This window comes from Actinomyces lilanjuaniae (assembly GCF_003606385.1).
GTDB classification, from domain to species: Bacteria; Actinomycetota; Actinomycetes; order Actinomycetales; family Actinomycetaceae; genus Actinomyces; species Actinomyces lilanjuaniae.
The window spans coordinates 687,383-705,197 of the sequence record NZ_CP032514.1 but is presented as its reverse complement, the minus strand read 5'-3'; the positions used below and the strand labels follow the sequence as shown (position 1 = coordinate 705,197).

At 67.6% G+C, this 17,815-nt stretch carries 15 protein-coding genes and 2 pseudogenes; 2 read left to right on the top strand and 15 right to left on the bottom strand.

The window, feature by feature from the left end; translation table 11 throughout:
• Positions 1–168 precede the first annotated feature (168 nt).
• Both D5R93_RS03035 and D5R93_RS03030 read left to right on the top strand, forming a co-directional pair.
• Complete coding sequence (locus D5R93_RS03035; RefSeq protein ID WP_119837010.1) at positions 169–1,755, top strand: TrkH family potassium uptake protein; 1,587 nt, start codon at positions 169–171, stop codon at positions 1,753–1,755.
• Between the two features lie 140 nt (positions 1,756–1,895).
• Complete coding sequence (locus tag D5R93_RS03030; protein ID WP_119837009.1) at positions 1,896–2,564, top strand: potassium channel family protein; 669 nt, start codon at positions 1,896–1,898, stop codon at positions 2,562–2,564.
• Positions 2,565–2,594: 30 nt separating this feature from the next.
• Here D5R93_RS03030 and D5R93_RS03025 read toward each other — a convergent pair whose 3' ends face one another.
• The 15 genes and pseudogenes from D5R93_RS03025 to D5R93_RS02965 form a co-directional block, all read right to left on the bottom strand.
• Complete coding sequence (locus D5R93_RS03025) at positions 2,595–3,530, bottom strand: aldose epimerase family protein (RefSeq protein ID WP_120203769.1); 936 nt, start codon at positions 3,528–3,530, stop codon at positions 2,595–2,597.
• Between the two features lie 145 nt (positions 3,531–3,675).
• Positions 3,676–4,794: a dihydroxyacetone kinase subunit DhaL gene (dhaL, locus tag D5R93_RS14690; protein WP_162933799.1), complete on the bottom strand. Its 1,119-nt coding sequence runs from the start codon at positions 4,792–4,794 to the stop codon at positions 3,676–3,678.
• Positions 4,791–4,937 (bottom strand): hypothetical protein, encoded by a 147-nt coding sequence (locus tag D5R93_RS13090; RefSeq protein WP_162933798.1) that lies wholly within the window; start codon positions 4,935–4,937, stop codon positions 4,791–4,793. The genes dhaL (D5R93_RS14690) and D5R93_RS13090 overlap by 4 nt, the downstream gene beginning before the upstream one ends.
• Before the next feature lie 582 nt (positions 4,938–5,519).
• Entirely contained in the window at positions 5,520–5,930 is a 411-nt protein-coding gene (gene dhaM / locus D5R93_RS14925; protein ID WP_259390822.1) for a dihydroxyacetone kinase phosphoryl donor subunit DhaM, read from the bottom strand.
• 228 nt (positions 5,931–6,158) lie between these two features.
• A pseudogene (gene dhaL, locus D5R93_RS14920) lies at positions 6,159–6,788 on the bottom strand (dihydroxyacetone kinase subunit DhaL); the annotation flags it as partial.
• Positions 6,776–7,785: pseudogene (gene dhaK, locus D5R93_RS03010) on the bottom strand (dihydroxyacetone kinase subunit DhaK). The pseudogenes dhaK and dhaL (D5R93_RS14920), both read right to left, overlap by 13 nt.
• 210 nt (positions 7,786–7,995) lie before the next feature.
• Entirely contained in the window at positions 7,996–8,802 is an 807-nt protein-coding gene (locus D5R93_RS03005) for an L-ribulose-5-phosphate 4-epimerase (protein WP_120203767.1), read from the bottom strand.
• A gap of 178 nt (positions 8,803–8,980) precedes the next feature.
• Positions 8,981–9,979, bottom strand: a complete 999-nt coding sequence (locus tag D5R93_RS03000) for a sugar-binding transcriptional regulator (protein WP_243106912.1) — start codon at positions 9,977–9,979, stop codon at positions 8,981–8,983.
• Between the two features lie 179 nt (positions 9,980–10,158).
• Entirely contained in the window at positions 10,159–10,953 is a 795-nt protein-coding gene (locus D5R93_RS02995) for an SDR family oxidoreductase (RefSeq protein ID WP_120203764.1), read from the bottom strand.
• A gap of 193 nt (positions 10,954–11,146) precedes the next feature.
• Positions 11,147–12,667: a sugar ABC transporter ATP-binding protein gene (locus D5R93_RS02990; protein WP_205570085.1), complete on the bottom strand. Its 1,521-nt coding sequence runs from the start codon at positions 12,665–12,667 to the stop codon at positions 11,147–11,149.
• Positions 12,668–12,708: 41 nt separating this feature from the next.
• On the bottom strand, positions 12,709–13,653 hold the full coding sequence (locus D5R93_RS02985; RefSeq protein ID WP_120203762.1) for a substrate-binding domain-containing protein: 945 nt from the start codon (positions 13,651–13,653) through the stop codon (positions 12,709–12,711).
• A gap of 30 nt (positions 13,654–13,683) precedes the next feature.
• Positions 13,684–14,679 (bottom strand): ABC transporter permease, encoded by a 996-nt coding sequence (locus D5R93_RS02980; RefSeq protein WP_119837001.1) that lies wholly within the window; start codon positions 14,677–14,679, stop codon positions 13,684–13,686.
• 22 nt (positions 14,680–14,701) lie between these two features.
• Entirely contained in the window at positions 14,702–15,511 is an 810-nt protein-coding gene (locus tag D5R93_RS02975; RefSeq protein WP_119837000.1) for an SDR family NAD(P)-dependent oxidoreductase, read from the bottom strand.
• Positions 15,512–15,993: 482 nt separating this feature from the next.
• Positions 15,994–16,944 (bottom strand): transketolase family protein, encoded by a 951-nt coding sequence (locus tag D5R93_RS02970; RefSeq protein WP_119836999.1) that lies wholly within the window; start codon positions 16,942–16,944, stop codon positions 15,994–15,996.
• Positions 16,941–17,663 (bottom strand): transketolase, encoded by a 723-nt coding sequence (locus D5R93_RS02965; RefSeq protein WP_120203759.1) that lies wholly within the window; start codon positions 17,661–17,663, stop codon positions 16,941–16,943. The genes D5R93_RS02970 and D5R93_RS02965 overlap by 4 nt, the downstream gene beginning before the upstream one ends.
• Positions 17,664–17,815 lie beyond the last annotated feature (152 nt).

Below are 17,815 nucleotides of genomic sequence, written 5' to 3'. Positions count from 1 at the left end.
CACAGGGGGCAGGAACAGGCCCAATATAACCCCTGTAACACCTGACGCACAGTCCTGTGCGCACACAAACGCACCACGCGTCGCATCTCACACCACCCGCCTCTCCTCCGCCCTCCCGCAGCAGGGCGGCACATCAGCAGAGACCGGGAGAGGAGGCACAATGGCACCGTGCCTCACACACACGGCTCGCAGTCCGCAGGACCGCCGTCCGCAGCAGCCCCGGGCCGCACGCCCCACCGCTCCGGCTGGCGCCCCCCGCGCGCAGGCACCGTCAGCCAGGCGGGACGCCACGACCATGCCACCCATGCCACCCATACCGCTGCCCGGTCCCGGGCACGACGTTCCCGCAGCATCGTCCCCGCCGTCCCGCAGACTGAGACCCCTGGGCTGCGCGGGCTGCTCCAGCGCACGGGGCTGCTCTACCCCATCCGGCGTACCGCCACGTTCTACCCGGCACGGCTGGCCATCGCAGTCTTCGCCACCATCATCGCGGCTGTCACCGTGCTGCTGAGCCTTCCCCTGTCCACAGCCAGCGGGCAGGGTGCCCCCTTAGTGGACGCCCTGTTCACCGCCACCTCGGCAGTGTGCGTCACCGGGCTGACAACCGTCGAGACAGCCACCTACTGGTCACTCTTCGGCCAGACCGTCATCATCCTGGGAGCCGCTGTTGGAGGGCTGGGCATCATGACCCTGACCTCGCTGATGTCCCTCATGGTCTCACGCCACCTGGGGCTGACACAGCGAATCCTGGCCGCCTCGGAGACCAAGTCACGTCTGGGAGACGTAGTCGCGCTGCTGAGGGCGGCCCTGTTCACCGCCGTCAGCTGCGAGCTGGTGCTGGCGGCCGTGATGCTGCCTCGTTTCCTGTCACAGGGAACCAGTCCAGGCCAGTCCCTGTGGTACGCGCTGTTCATGGCGATGTCCATCTTCAACAACGCCGGCTTCGTCATCCTCCCGGAGGGCCTAGCGCCCTACGCCAGCGACTGGTGGATGGGGATGCCGATCGTCCTGGGAACCGCCATGGGGGCGATCGGCTTCCCAGTTATCCTGGACATCCTGCGCAACCGGCGCCGACCGCGGGCCTGGAGCCTGCACACCAAGCTGACGCTGACCACCTACGGGGTGCTGACCGTCGTGTCCTCCGTCGCGATCGCCGCCTTCGAGTGGGGCAACCCGGACACCTACGGGGCACTCCCTACCGGTGGAAAAATCCTGTCCGCACTCATCAACGGCGTCAACGCCCGTTCCTCGGGCCTGTCCACGATCGACACCGAGCACATGGGAGAGGCGACCTGGTTCCTCCAGGACGCGCTCATGTTCGTGGGTGGAGGCTTCGCATCGACGGCGGGGGGCATCAAGGTGACCACACTGGCCGTGCTGGTGCTGGCGATCGTTGCCGAGGCCCGCGGAGACCAGGACATCGAGGCCTTCGGACGCAGGATCAGCCCCTCGACAGTACGGCTGAGCGTGGCCGTGGCCTTCGTCGGGGCCAGCATCGTGGGGACAGCCACCCTTCTGCTCATCCAGATCACCCACCTGAGCCTGGACCGGGTCCTGTTCGAGGTCATCTCTGCCTTCGCCACGGTCGGCCTGTCCACGGGAATCACGCCGCTGCTGCCCTCAAGTGCCAAGTACGTCATGGTCGTCCTGATGTTCGTGGGACGCGTCGGGACGATCACAGCCGTGTCCGCCCTGGCGCTACGGCAGCGGCGCCGAGTGATCCGCATGCCGGAGGCGCTGCCGCTCATCGGCTGAGCACAAGTGCAGGCAGCGCACCCTACAGGGCACGTAGACAGCTGCGGAACTCGCGCGGACCGGCACCGTGAGGCATGCTGGGCACGCCCGTGCCAGCACACGGCTACCTGACACCCCCTGCACCGCGCTGTGAGGACCCCATGCCTGACCGCACCACCTACAACGACTCCACCCTCGTCATCGGGCTGGGGCGCTTCGGCTCCGCCGTGGCCGCGACCCTGGACCGTCTGGGCAGGGAGGTCCTGGCCGTGGAGGCCAACCCGGCCATCGTACGCCAGTGGACGGGACGCTTTCCCCTGGTGGAGGCCGACGCCACCGACGTCGAGGCGCTGGAGCAGCTTGGTGCCACCGAGTTCGGCACCGCCGTCGTCGGCGTCGCCACCTCCCTGGAGGCCAGCGTCCTCATCACCGGAAACCTCGTGGACCTGGAGACTCCACGGATCTGGGCCAAGGCCATCTCCCGTGCCCACGGACGCATCCTGCGCCGTATCGGTGCCCAGCACGTGATCTACCCTGAGTTCGACGCCGGCCAGCGCGCCGCCCACCTGGTGTCCGGGCGTATGCTCGACTACATCGAGATGGAGAAGGGGGGCTTCACCATCGTCAAGATGCGCCCACCCGCCGAGCTCCACGGCTTCACCATCGGCCAGTCCAGGATCCACTCCCGCTACGGGGTGACGGTCTTCGGCCTCATGAGTCCCGGGGAGCCCTTTGAGTACGCTGCCTCGGACACGCTGGTCTCCGCTGACGACATCCTTGTGGTCGGCGGGGACGCCGCCCTTCTAGAGCACTTCGCCAACCGCGCCTGACCACTGCCAGGCCGGACCGATGCGGAAGCCTCAGACCTCCTCACGCAGCACCCAGCTGAAATGGTGGGACTCCCCTACCGCCAGGGTGACCAGGTCCCGGCCGGTGTTGAAGGCGTTGGGCGGGCAGGTCATGGGCTCGACGGCGACACCGCGCCGCCCCAGGTTCTCACCGGTGTAGACCTGGAGCCAGGCGGTGGCTGCCTCCATCACCACCGCTCTGCCCGACTCCCCACCGCGCAGGCTCACCTGCCAGCGGCCAGGCAGCCCCGTATAGGCGTTGTCAGTCGAGGCCCGCCCGACCAGCCGCCCCTCACGCCAGTCCCAGCTGGTGCCCTCGACCTCCCGCTCGCCTGCGGGAGCCAGCGTGCCAGGATCGACGTCAAGGACTCTCGTAGCCGGGACAGTGAGCACGCAGTCGTCCAGGGGAACAGAACGCGTGAGGTAGGGGTGGTAGGAGACCCCGTAGGGGGCGGGCGCAGGCAGCCCCGCGTCCTGCGGCGCTCCAGGCGCCCCGTCTGCCGACAGGGCCGCGCCCAGGTTGGTCGTCGTGACCCCCACCTCAAGACCTGCTGTGGCGTCCAGGGCGAACCTCACCCTGACGTCCAGGCTCCACGGGTAGCCATAGGAGGCAGGCAGGAGCAGGGCCAGGACCACCTCAGCCTCGGCCAGCCCGACCACCTGGAAGTCGCTCCACCCCGCTAGGCCGTGCAGCGCAGAGCCCGTCTGCGGCTCGTTGCAGGCCAGGAGGTGCTCCTGGCCACCGTAGACGTAGCGCGAACCCGTCACCCGGTTGGGCCAGGGCAGCAGGATCTTGCCCTGCCAGGCACCGGCAAGACTGGCCTCAGCGTCAAAGGGGACCACCAGGTCCCGCCCGGAGCAACGCAGGTGCACTAGGGTGGCACCCGACGTAGCGACACGGGCCTGGTACTCCCCAGCCTCCAGGTCAATCAGCTCTCCGTTGATCATGACGCCGCCTCCACGACCGCCGGGCTGCCACCGTGACCGCCCGAAGACGCGCAGACCCAACGGCGTGACCCATCACCAGGCTCACCGAGGAACAGCCTGGGCCGTCTGCCCTGCGCGCCCTAGAACCCTACCGCAGCGGCACGTCCTAGACCACAGCACCCGGTCGCGAGCTCTTGGTCACCACGGCTGCCTCGGCCTCCGCCGCGACATCCTTCAGCCCGCGTCCGACTCCCACAGCCGTGTACGCAGCAATCAGCCCCTCGACAAACGCCGCCGTGGACAGCCGAGTACGGGCCGCGATGTGCTGGGGGATCAGCTCCAGAGCGGTCTCCGCGCTCATGACGGCGCTCCCCAGGTCAGTCAGGATGAGAACGTCGCGGTCCCCCTCCGGGCCTGCCGCCTTCTCGATCGCCTCGGCCACCGCGGCGGTGTCGTTACCGAGCTTCCCCTGGGGCAGGCCTGCAGCGATCTCCACAGGCACCTCCACTGGGCCGACCAGCTGGGTCACCAAGTCGAGGGCGGCCTCAGCCAGAGCCCACGAGTGCGAGACCAGGACCAGCCCAACCTTGGCGCCCGAGCGACCGTTGCCGGAGGACGTCCCGCTGTCCACGTGCAGGCCCTCCGCCCGCTCACGGCCCTCGATCACCTCTGACAGCGCCTGGAGGATAAGAGTCGTCGATGCAGCACCAGGATCGATGTGGCCGACCGAACGCTCTCCCAGGTACGAGGCTCGCCCGCGCCTGGCCACCATGGCCTCCGTGGCGTCACGACCCCTGGCGGCAGCCTGCGCCGCCGAAGAGGCGGCAGTCACCAGGTTCTCCGGGTTGGCCCGCAGCGCCGCCAGCGCCGGGTACCAGGCGTCCAGCATCGTCTTGTCCCCGATGGTGGCCCGGCCACGCTCGACAATCCCCCCGATCCCGGCCTCGACCGCGTCGGCCAGGGAGTGGGCGTCCAGCACCCGCTGCCCCGTCTGAGCCGCTCCCATCCGCATGAAGAAGGTGCCGTACAGAGGGCCGGAGGCACCGCCCACGGTCGAGACCAGCGTCATGCCAACCCGTTTCAGCAAGGCGTCAACGCCAGAGAAGTCTCCAGACTCCAGGACAGAGACCGCCGACTGGAGACCTCGCTTTACATTGATGCCGTGGTCAGCATCGCCAATCGCGGCGTCCAGCTCGGTCAGCGCCTCGGCGTTGAGGGAGACGAGTTCGGCGGCACGCCGGATCCAGGCCTCCAGGTCCTTGATCTCAAGAGCACTTCCGCTCATGCCGCCCACCCCCTGATCTGGCCGCAGGACCCGTAGGAGTGCAGGCCCCCCGGAGCAGCGTCCCCGCACAGCCGGAGGGAGCCGGGCACGCAGCACAACATACTGGTGACAATGGTGCCGTAACCGTTCTTGGATGCATCCATAGGTTGACACTACCCGCCACGCCGCGGGAGCACCAGGATTTGACAACGGTATTTCAAAACAGTGATCTTGAGACCTGGCAGTAGCCGCTCCTCAGTCGTGGGCACGCAGGAAGGTACACGGTCCCACCCTGGAGGAGTCCCTGGTCCTGGCGGAGCCGCGCCAAACAGAGCTCAGCAGTCATCTACTGCCTCGGAGCCCGCCGCCCCGCGAGCCGCACAGCGGTGCGCCCCCGGACATATCGAGAAGCACTGTACCTATCCGGGCACCGGGCCAGCCCGTGTGCCCACTCAGCGCCCCGCGCTCTGGGAGACTGGCAGCAGAACGCTCGGGCCCCGTCGCAAAACAGGATCCTGCCAGCCGACGCGGGCGGCAGGCAGGAGCGAGTCGGCCCAGTTCCCGAGCCTTCCTTAATCTATGAATTAGTCCCTACGCCCTTGCTACCAGCCACCCTGGTAGCGGCCAGCATCATGGTGCCATCACCGGTCTCCAGACCACCCCAGACGCTGAGGAGCGGTACGGGTCCACGCGCCGCTGCGCAGATCCCTACCGCTCCTCATGCTCCCACCAGAAAGGCGGGCACGCTACCGCCTGTCGAGCTGACTCACCTGGGTCGCCTTGCTTATCGCCGCAGACTCCGCCTCGGCGGTCACAGAGTCCAGGTCGCGGCCTATCCCTGCCGCGGCGTAGGCGCCGATCGTGCCTTCCAGGAACGGCGCGGAGGAGATCCGCGTACGAGCCGCCACCTCAGGCGCCACCAGCTCGAGGGCGGAGTCTGCACTCATCACGGCGCTGCCCAGGTCAACGAGGACAAGGACCCCGCTGCTGACGGCAGCGACTCGTTCCACCGCAGCAGCCACTGCAGCCGAGTCCGTCCCGAGGCCACCGTCTGACAGCCCGGCAGCGACCGCCACCTCAGTCTCAACGGAGGAGACCAGCTGACGTGCCAGGTTCAACGTGTCTTGGGCCAGCACCTGTGAATGCGAGACCAGCACGATCCCCACCCGCGCTCCCTGCTGCGCAGCCGTGTCGGACCCGGTCGGCCCCGGCCCGGCCCCGGTGGAGGTGTGCGGAGTAGCGGAGTCCTGCTCGCTGGCCGCCACCGACGTGCCCGGCCCCGAGGCCCCACCGGGAGCGCGGGTCGTGGTCGCGGCCTCCGGGACGACCCCGGTACGGGAGGCCGTCGACCCCTGTGAGGACGAGTCGCCCCCGTCTGCCACTGTTGCCACTGTCTCCGCCAGCGCCTGGAGGATCAGGGCCGTCGAGGCCGCCCCGGGGTCGATATGGCCGACCGAGCGCTCTGCCAGGTAGGAGGCCCGCCCCTTGGTGGCCACCATCGACTCCGTGGCGTCACGGCCCCGCTCCGCCGCCTGCGCGGCAGCGCAGACAGCAGTACCAAGGTCCTCCGGGTGCTCCCGCAGAGCCTCCAGCGCCGGGTACCAGGCGTCCAGCATCGTCTTCTCTCCCGCAGCCGCCCGGCCACGCGCCACGATACCCGCGACCCCGGCCTCGACGGCCTCGGCCAGGCGACAGGCGTCCAGGGACTGCACGTCCTGCTGGGAGGCCCCCATGCGCATGAAGAAGGTGCCGTACAAAGGACCGGAGGCACCACCCACCTTGGACACCAGGGTCATGCCTACTCGCTTGAGCAGGGCATCAGCACTGCTGAACGTCCCAGTGTCCAGCACCTCGACCACAGCGGTCAGACCACGCCGCATGTTGGCACCGTGGTCAGCGTCTCCGATAGCCGCGTCGAGGGCAGTCAGCTCCTCGGCACGGGCACCCACGAGCTCGGCGCAACGCCGTACCCAGGCCTCCAGGTCTGCGACCCCGAGCTGGCTCACGCTTCCCACCTCAGGCCCGGGGTGGACACGGGCGCGTCCCACAGACGCAGCATCTCGGCGTCGGCCCGCAGGAGCGTCAGTGAGCAGCCCGCCATGTCAAGGCTGGTGATGTAGTTGCCCACCAGGCTTCGGGCAACCCGTACACCGGCGTCCTCCAGGCGCTGGGCCACCTCCCCGTACATGAGGTAGAGCTCAAGCAGCGGCGAGCCACCCATGCCGTTGACGAAGGCGATCACTCCCTCGTCAGGTCCTGCGGCGTCAGGTAGTTCAGCCAGCACCGGTGAGACCAGGCGCTCGGCGATCTCGGATGCGGGGCGACCTTCTCCCGGTGCCGTCCCGGCTCACCGTGGATACCGATACCGATCTCCATCTCGTCCTCAGGAAGGTCGAAGGAGGGCTTACCGTTGGCCGGTACGGTGCACGAGGTCAGCGCCATCCCCATGGAGCGTCCTGCCGCGTTGACACGGGAGGCGATGTCAGCCACCTCGTCCAGCGCACGGCCTTCCTCCGCCGCCGCGCCAGCGATCTTCTCCACCAGCACCGTGACACCGACCCCACGGCGCCCGGCGGTATAGAGGGAGTCCTCCACGGCGACGTCGTCGTTGGTAACCACGGAGGCCACCTTGATCCCAGACTCCATGTCGACGATCTCGGCAGCCATCTCAAAGTTCATGACGTCGCCGGTGTAGTTCTTCACGAGGTGGAGGACTCCTGCGCCCCGGTCAACCTGCCTGGTAGCGGCGACAATCTGGTCAGGGACCGGGGATGTGAAGATCTCTCCCGCACAGGCCGCGTCAAGCATGCCAGGGCCGACGAAACCGCCGTGAAGCGGCTCGTGCCCGCTGCCTCCGCCGGAGACGATAGCGACCTTGCCCTCCTCCTTAGGGTGCCGACGCAGGACCACCCGGTTCTCCAGGTCGACACGAAGCTGCTCAGGGTGGGCTGCGGCCATGCCGCGCAAACTGTCAGTAACGATGCTGTCAGTGGCGTTGATAAGTTTCTTCATAGCCTCGAACGGTACTCGACCGACCGCTCCTGTCCTAACATAATCGGGGACTACAAGGGAGTTGTGCACTTCGGTGCACAACAGGCACCCTCCAGAAGCACAAATGTTCACGACACGGGCCCAGACTGGCACGAGACAGCCTGGGCCACCGTGCCCTAGCCGGGGGCACCGGCTGGCAGCGCTGACTGCACCGCCAGCGCGCCAGCACAGTCAGCGCTGGCCGTAGACGTTCTGGTAGCGGTTGTTGAGACGCTCGACCTGATCAGCCGCGATAGACACGACCTCCCCGCCCTGACGGGCGACGTGGACGGTGCGGGCGACCTCCTCGCACATGACAGCAGCCTTGACCGCAGCACGCGCGTCCCTGCCGATCGTAAAAGGACCGTGGTTGGCCATGAGCACCGCCGGGGACCGTGACCCGCTCAGGGTCTCCACGATGCCCCGGCCGATGGAGTCGTCACCGATGAGAGCAAAAGGACCCACAGGGACGTCCCCGCCGAACTCGTCAGCCATCATCGTCAGGACACAGGGAATCGGCTCCCGGCGCGCGGCCCAGGCGGTGGCGTAGGTGGAGTGGGTGTGCACAACCCCTCCCACGTGGTCCATGTGCCGGTAGACGTAGGCGTGGGCGGCCGTGTCCGAGGAGGGCGTGAGCCTGGCTGGCGTGCCGTCCTCAATCTTGTCCCCTTCCAAGGTGCACACCACCATGGTGTCCGCGCTCAGCTCGTCATAGGACACACCGGAGGGCTTGATGACAAACAGGTCGGTCTTCTCCGGGCCGCTGCCACGGTCCACAACGACACGCTGGGAGACGTTGCCCGCTGTCCACACGACCAGCCCCCACCGGGGCAGCTCGGCGTGAAGAGCGGCGACAACCTCCCGGGTGGCGGCGACGGCCTCCCGAAGAGCCGGGTCCAGCTCGGACAGCACGGGGACGGGCCGCTGCGGCTGAGACGACCGGGACGGTGACGACGGGGGTGACGAGGGGGACGGCGACGGGGATGACTGAGACGACATGGTGGCTCCTTTGCTGCCGGTCCAGGACGAGGCTCGTGCGCACGGGGCCGGGGGCTCTTGAACAGGCCGGTGTCGTGGACATTCCGATGGTGACCGCTGACACGAAGATCGTCAACCCCCTGCACCCGTCATTGCTGTCGGCAGGCACCTCCGCCCGGGTACGTGACTCGCCACGGCCTCAGGCAGCACCACCGGCGCCAGAGACGTCCTTTCCTGAGAGGGGCCGCTCCTGAGCGAGCAGCGCCCTGGCGGTGTCGACGTCGGTGATAAGCACGTCCACCCAGCCGCCCAGCAGGGCTCCCCTGACGGCGGCGTGCTTGCGCTGCCCTCCCGCCGCCGCCACGCGACGTGGCACCGCTCGCAGCTGCTCGGCGTCGGCCCCCACCAGACGCTCGTCGTAGTCGGAGGCCACGGGCCGCCCCTGCGCGTCAAAGAACCGCAGGCACACGTCCCCCACCGCTCCCGCTGCCCGTAGCTGGGCGTCGTCTTCCTCCGACGTCATGTTCCCTGACTCGCGCAGCAGCGGGGAGGGCTCCAGGCTGCCGATGCCCACCAGGGAGACTGTCACCTCGCGGAGCTGGTCCAGAACCGAGCGCACCGACACGTCCTGACGCAGCTGGGCCGCCGCCTCCGGGGTCCCTAGGACCGCAGGGGAGGGGAAGAAGACAGCCTGAGCCCCGGTGGCCCGGGCCAGCTGGTCGATCAGCCTGGTCGCCTTGACCTGGACCTGCGGGTGCCCGACCCCTCCGAACAGCTGGATGACCCGGTCCGCCACGGGCAGCCGGAACGGGGCCAGCTGCTGGACCGCCGCCAGCCAGGTGGCCGACCACGAGGACAGTCCGATGGTGTCCCCGCCGGTCAGCGTGGTCTCCAGGTAGGCGGCCCCCGCCGTGGCAAGCGCCGAGGTCACGCCCTGGTCAGAGTCGTCAGCGTCGACGACGACGCACTCCGACAGGCCGTAGCGCTCCTCCAGAGCCTCCTCCAGCTCGGTGTAGGTCCCAGTGGGCAGCGCGACGACAGTACGCACGATGCCCTCCTCACCAGCACGCTTAAGCAGGCGGGAGACACGCGGCTGGGACACGTGCAGCTCGGTGGCGATCTGCGTCTGCTTCATACCGAGCTCGTGGTACATGCGCGCGATGCGGGCCATGAGCCGCAGCTGGCTGTCGTCGTTCACCGACTGGTGTCCTCTCCGGGGCAGGGGCTGTCCCGGTTGACGGGACCAGGGCACTCCCAATCTACCCGTGAAGCCACCAGCCCCAGAGCACCCGGTTGCAGGCACGGCTGGCAGACCCGCCCGTACGTACCAGGCGTGTCTCAGGTACGCCACTGGTACGTACCTGAGACGTCGTCATGTCACCAGGCAGTGAAGCCTCCGTCGACGAGAAGGTCGTGGCCGGTAAGGAAACTGGCGGCGTCGGACAGGAGAAAGTGGGCAGGACCAGTCATCTCCTCCGGCTGGGCCATGCGTCCCAGGGGGGTGTCCTCGGCGAACTGCCTAGCCTGCTCGGCCACCTCGGGTCGGGTGTTCATGGGTGTGGCGGTGTAGCCGGGACTGATGGTGTTGACCCGCACCCCCTGGCGTGCCCACTCCATGGCCAGGGACCTCGACAGGTGGATAACCGCTGCCTTGGCCGAGTTGTAGTGGACCTGGACCAGGCCCCGGTTGACAATCGTGCCCGACATAGAGGCGACGTTGACGATCGAGCCCCCGCCGGCCGCAATCATGGCCCGGCCCTGGGCCCTGCTGGCCAGGAAGACGCCGGTGCAGTCGACGTCGTACATGCGCTGCCACTGGGACAGTGACATGTCCAGGGCCGGGGTGGCGTTTGCGATTCCTGCGGCGTTGAAGGCCAGGGTCAGCGGACCGAGCCTGTCCTGGGTGGTGGCGACGGCGGCCTCGGCCTCCTCCTCCACGGTGACGTCCCAGGGGACGGTGACGGCGCTACCGCCTGCCGCAGTGATGTCCTCGACGACGGCCTCCAGGGGCTCGCCGGGCAGGTCGGCGCAGGCCACCCTGGCCCCGCAGGCGGCCAGGTGCCTGGCAACTGCCTGGCCGATTCCGGAGGCCGCCCCAGTGACGACAGCGACCCTGCCGGAGATGTCAAATACGTCGACGCTGCTAGTGGTACTGGTGTCGTTGACGCTCATACGAGCTCCCTTCGTACATGCCTTTCTCCTGCCCAAGGCCCCACGACCTATGAGCGCGGAAGCGTCACCGGTGACGGTGATCTCGCCTGGTTGTTCTGGTTCGTCCCCGATCGTCTCCCTCCTGCCCGCACGGCCGCCGTAGAACTGGTACCGCAGAACTGGTACCGCTCAGGCCACCAGCCAACGGGCCTGGTCAACGGGTAGCCATCGAGATAATTCGCTCCCCGTCAGCCTCCTCGTGGTCCAGGACTCCCTGGACCCGCCCCCGGCTGAGCACCATGACGCGGTGAGACAGCCCGATCACCTCCTCCAGGTCCGAACTCACCACGACGACAGCGACGCCACGACGCCGCAACTGGTCAACCACCTCGTAGACGGAGGCACGGGCGCCCACGTCGATCCCGCGAGTCGGCTCGTCAAGGATGACGACCTTGGGAGACCGCGCGACCCACTTTCCGATGACCACCTTCTGCTGGTTCCCTCCGGAGAGCTGTCCGACCTTCTTGCCGGGGTCGCCCTTGACGCCCATCTGCGATATGACGTCGTTGGCCAGCGCCTTGGCCCGGGAGCTGCTCAGCCACCCGGACGGCCCACATACCTTGTCAAAGTTCGGCAGGCTCACGTTCTCCCGCACGGACGCCTCGGTAAGCAGCCCCTGCCGCCTGCGGTCCTCGGGGACCATGACGAGACCCGCGGCCTTCGCTGCCCTGATGGAGCGTGGCCGCAGCCGACTGCCCTCCACCCACACGGTGCCGCTGGCCGTCGTGTCCGCTCCGGCCACCGCCCGAACCAGCTCAGTACGGCCCGCCCCCACAAGACCTGCGATCCCGAGGACCTCGCCCTCGCGCACCTCAAGGTCGACGTCCCTGACGAACCCGTTGGCGGCGCTGATCCCACTGGCGCGCAGCACCACCCGCTCACCCGGGGTGGTCAGAGGCGGGAACAGCCTGTCGACCCTTCTTCCCACCATCTCGGCAACCAGATCCTCAGGCGGGACCCGCGCGCTGGCGTGCTGGGCCACCTGTGCGCCGTCACGCAGGACCACGACCCGGGTGGCGATCTGTGCGATCTCAGCGAGCCTGTGACTGACGTAGACGAACGCGACCCCGTCAGCCTGAAGATCGCGGACACATGTGAACAGCGCCTGGGTCTCCTCGCCCCCAAGGGCTGCGGTGGGCTCGTCGAGAATGATGAGCCGTGAGCGCTGCGACAGCGCCTTGGCGATCTCCACCTGCTGCTGCCCGGCCACGCTGAGGTCGCGCACCAGGGTGGACATCGGTCTGGAGAAGCCAAGCCGCTCGAGGTGCCTACGCGCCTCCTCTCGCATCGCCCTCTGGTCGACACTGCCCCGCGCGAGGCGGGGCCACCGTCCGACGAACACGTTCTCAGCCACCGTCAGATCCGGCAGGAGCCGCATCTCCTGGTGGATCATGCCTACACCGGCACGGATGGCGTCCAGCGGGGAGGTCGGAGCGTAGGCACGCCCCTGCCACTCCATCGTCCCGCTGGTCGGGGCCTCGACGCCTGCAATGATCCTCGCCAGCGTCGACTTCCCGGCCCCGTTCTCACCCAGCAGCGCCACTACCTCGCCGGCACGGACGTCCAGGTCGATACCCGTCAGCGCTACTGTTCCCGGGTAGCGCTTGCCCACCTGCCTGACGGACAGCAGCGGTACGCTCCCGGCTGCGCCGCTGTCAGCGTCCCTGTCAACCACACCCGTCAGGCTCTCGTGAGCCACGCCAGTCGCTGTCCCCCTCATGGGTGCTCACCGATGAACTCGTCGACGTTGTCAGGCGTGGCCAGACTCCCCTCCTGAAGCTGCTCGGGCTCGACCGTCTCCCCATTGATGAGCCGCAGAGCGGACTGAACCGCCAGCTGCCCCATGTACATGGTCTTCTGGACCATGGTCGCGGCGATCGTGCCGTCCTTGACCCCCTGGAGCCCGGCGTCGTCGCCGTCGAACCCCACGATGAGGATGTCGTCACGCCCTACTGCCCGGGCTGCCTGCGCCGCACCCAGCGCAAGAGCGTCAGAGCGGCCAAAGATGACGTCGATCTCTGAGTGGGCCTGAAGCATGTCCTGTGCAATGTCAAAGCCCTCGTCCTGGTGCCAGCCCTCGGAGGCCTGACGCGCGACCTCAGTGACCTGGGAGCCGGAGATCCCGTTCTTGAACCCCTCGTCCCGGTCGTTCTCCGGGGTGGTCCCGACCTGCCCCTGGATGACTCCAAGCGTCCCGGCACCTCCGGTACGTTCCACGACCCACTCGCCCAGGACCTGGGCCGCCGCCACGGAGTCGGTGGCGATAAAGGTGTCTCCGGGCTCTCCGTCCGGATTTCGGTCAACCGTCACGACCGGGATGTCCTGGGCGCGGGCGTTACGGACAGGTACGCTCGCTGCGGTGGCCCCGGCCGGGATGTAGATGACTGCCTCGACCTGCTGGCTGATGAGGTCCTGGACCTGGCTGACCTGCTTGTCGGCGTCGCCTCCTGCGTCTGCGACGATGATCTGCGCGCCCTGGGCCTGAGCCTCTGCCTCCGCAGACTGGCGTATACGGTTGAAGAAGTCGGCCTGGAGGTTGGCGACGGCCAGCCCTATCCTCCTCCCACCAGAGGACTGGCTCGAGCGGCAGCCAGCCAGCGGGCCGACGGCCGCGACGGCCACCCCGGCCCCAACAAGCCTGATAAATTCTTTACGTCTCATGGAGGACCCCTTTCCTTCCGCTGGTCCCGCCTAGTTCCTGCGTCTGAGGACGTCACCCATCACCGCAACGGCAATAACCAGGCCGATGAGAATGGCCTGAATGAACGGCGACACCCCAAGAAGGTTGAGACCGTTTCGAAGGATGCCGATAATGAGCACGCCGACGACGGTCCCCGATATGCTCCCCACCCCACCGGTCAGGCTCGCTCCGCCGATGACGACGGCCGCGATCACATCGAGCTCAAGCCCTGTCCCTGCGCTGGGCTGCGAGGAGTCGAGCCTTGTAGCGAGGATGATCCCTGCCACCCCGGCCAGGGCTCCCGCAATGGCGTAGGTAGCCGTCACGACCCGCCTGACCTGGATACCAGCCAGCCGGGCGACCTCCTCACCTCCCCCGATCGCGTACAGCGCCCGCCCCGAGGGCCGCGACCGCAACCACACTGCGGACACGACAGCGATGACGACCAGCGTCACGGCCGTGACCGAGAAGAACTCCAGGTACCTCTGGGAGGAGAGGCTGAAGAACCAGTCGGGGTAGCCCACGATCTGCTGGCCGTCCGTGATGAGGTTGGCCAGGCCGCGCGCAACAGACATCATGGCCAGCGTCGCGATAAAGGGCGGCAGCTTGGCGATCGTCACTGCTACGCCGTTGACGGCGCCGCACGCGGTACCGACAAGCGCCGCAGCGACCATAGCCGCCCACATGGGCCAGCCGCCGTCGTGAGACAACCAGCCCAGCACCATCGTCGCTAGTGCCATGACCGACCCCACCGACAGGTCGATACCGCCGGTGATAATAATAGCGGTCCCACCGATAGCGACAATACCTAGGGTCGTCACCTGGTCGATAATATTGACAAGGTTGCGCGAGGTGGCAAAGCCGGGGGCGACCAGGGACAGGACGACGACAAGGACGACAAGCCCTATCACCGCCCCCCCGGTGCTCTTGAGAGCCTCGGCCAGCCTTCCCCAGCGAGGCGCGGCCGACTGGACTGAGCCGTGCGCCACGGCTTGTGCGTACGACATCTGAGTTCTCCTCCGCACCCGGTCAGTTCATTTCCATGCCGCCGTCAACGTTGACGGCCTGGCCCGTGATGCACCCGGCAGCGTCAGACGCGAGGAAGAGGACGAGGTTGGCGACGTCCTCCCTGGTTGCCGCACGGCCCAGGGGAATCTTGTCTATCCACTCAGCCACGAGCTCACCCGGCTCGTAGCCGCCCAGCAGGGAGCCCCACCTCCTGTCGTTGTAGGCCCACATGTCCGTGACCACGATGCCCGGGCAGTAGGCATTGACCCGGATACCGTCCGCAGCCAGCTCCTTGGCCAGCGACTGGGTCAGTCCCAGCACACCAAACTTGGAGGCGGCATAACCGGGGGTGTAGATGAAGCCGTGACGGGCCTGGGCCGAGGCCGCGTTGATGATCGACCCCCCGCCGGCCCTGCGTAGTAAAGGCGCAGCCTCCCGAGCGGCGATGAACTGAGCCAGGGTGTTGACGCGCAGGACACGCTCGAACCCCTCGGTCGTCGTGTCCTCCAGCCTCTCGATCTCGATGACGCCCGCGTTGGAGACCAAGACGTCAAGCCCGCCGAAGTCCTCGCCAACACGCCGGAAGAAGGCTCGCACGCTGGGGTCGTCGGTCACGTCGAGCTGCTCGGCAGTAACCGCAAGCCCCTCGCTGCGCAGATCCTCAGCCACATCGAGCACTGCGCCGCACAGGTCAGCGACACGCACCGTCGCCCCGCAGCTCGCGAAGGCCCGAGCAATACCCAGGCCGATGCCTCCTGCGGCGCCGGTGACGACAACGTGCCTTCCCGCGAAGTGGTCGCGGAAGAGCGTCGATATCTGGTCCTGTGACATGAAGGTACTCCTCACACTCGCCCTTGAGTTGATGAATCAGTATTCAGTACCGAATGTCTGCACTTCATGCTATCTCCCTCGCACCTCTGTGTCAACCCACCCCACCTCCCCCACGTACGCACCCCTCCCAGATATGCCGCAATCTCACCCTAAAAATAGGGGTCGCACGCCCGAGACCTGCGGAGTCTAGACCAAGCCGTCCTCATCTCACCCACCCGAATGTCATCTGTATGCCAATCTGAATTAGAATCTGGGTGATCCCCAGAGATCACCAGTGGCTCCGGTAGCACGAGGTCGGCGGAACCATTACCTCACTGCCAGGACGTACCGGGCACGGATCGTGCGTCCAGACGGCGGGCACAGTCAGCAGAGCGCACCCCCGGAGCACCGCACAGCGGGGCCCACCAGGTGCACGCCGGGCCGTCAACGTCGGCGCTGCCTGGAGGCCCCGCTGCGGGACAAGAACCTGGACAGCTCCTGCGTCAGGCGAGCAGGTCCTTGGCCGCGGCGATAATGCCCTCAGCGCTGATACCCCAGTGGTCCATGAGCCAGGACTCGGAGCCGGTGGGGGCGAACTCGTCGGGCACGCCGACTCTCCTGACTGGCACAGGGTGCCGACTGGCGGTCAGCTCGGCGACGGCACCACCCAGGCCACCCTTGACAGTCCCCTCCTCCACGGTGATGATCCCTACGGTCTCGCGGGCGGCAGCCAGGACCGCCTCCTCATCCAGCGGCTTGACCACAGGCACCGACAGCAGCCGGACACTGATCCCCTCCCGAGCCAGTTGTGTCACGGCCTGGACCGCCCGGTGGACGGTGACACCGTTGGCGATCACCGTCAGGTCCGTTCCCTCGTGGAGCACGACCGCCCGGGGTGTGAACGCGTAGTCCTCGGCGTGGACGGCAGGCACCTTCATACGTGAGACGCGGATGTAGGCCGGGCCGTCGAGCTGTTCGTAAGCCCAGCGCACGGCTCCGGCGGTCTCAGCCGGGTCCGCCGGGACGATGACGGTCATGCCCGGGATGGCGCGCATGATCGACACGTCCTCTGCGCTGTGGTGGGTGGAGCCTAGCGCCCCATAGGCCAGGCCCGGCGACTGGGCGCACAGCAGCACGTGACGGCGGGAGTAGGCAGTATCGATCTTGACCTGCTCGGTGGCGCGGGCGGACAGGAAGGATCCCGCGCAGGAGACGACAGGGACCTTGCCTCCGTTCTCCAGCCCTGCGGCCACTCCCACCTGGTTCTGCTCAGCAATGCCGACATTGACGAGCCGACCAGGCATCTCCTGACGGAACTCACCCAGGCTTGAGGATCCCACGGAGTCATTGGTAACCACGACAAGCCGCTCGTCATGGCGCGCGATGTCCAGCAGGGTCTGCGCGTAGGCCTGTCGGCAGTCGTACATGTGCCCTGTCTCAGTGATGGTATTCATACCAGTGCCTCCAGCTCTGCCAGTGCCTGCTCCACCTCGGCATCACTGGGCAGCCTGTGGTGCCAGGCGACCGAGTCAGACATGAACGAGATCGGGTGCCCCTTGTGCGAGTGGGCGATGACAAAGGTGGGCCGCCCGCTGGCGGAGGGGACCCCTGCGAACACGTCAAGGAGCTGTCCGTAATCGTGGGCGTCGACCTCAACGACCTCCCAGCCGAAGGCTCGGGCCTTGTCGTCCAACGGGGACAGGTCGTTGGTGTCCTCGACCCGGGCACCCTGCTGAAGACGGTTGCGGTCCACCAGCACACACAGGTTGTCCAGCTGCTGCTGGGAGGCGAACATGAGGGCCTCCCAGTTGGATCCCTCCTGGAGCTCGCCGTCGCCGGTGAGGACGAACACGCGTCGGGGCGAGCCGTCGATCTTGGCGGCGACGGCGTCCCCGACACCGACAGGCAGGCCGTGCCCCAAGGGTCCCGTGCTGACCTCCACGCCGGGCACCGAGGTACGGGAGGGGTGTCCGTTGAGGGCGGAGCCCGGCTGGACAAAGGTGTCGAGCTGCTCGACAGGGATGACTCCGGCTGCCGCCAGCGTCGTGTACAGGGCGTTGGCGGCATGCCCCTTGGACAGGATGACACGGTCGCGGTCGGGGTCCTCCAGGTTGTCCGGGGTGATCCTGGCCGAGTGCAGGTAGAGGACGGCCAGGGCGTCAATGATCGACATCTCCCGCCTACGTGTCCCATCCCGGCACTGACGATGTTGGTCAGGGCCTTGCGGCGGATCAGGCGCGCCCCCTCCCTCAGGTGGCTGATCACCTCCTCCCGGGAGGCTCCAGGTGCGGTGCGCCCGATGACGGGCAGGTCGGCCGAGACAGT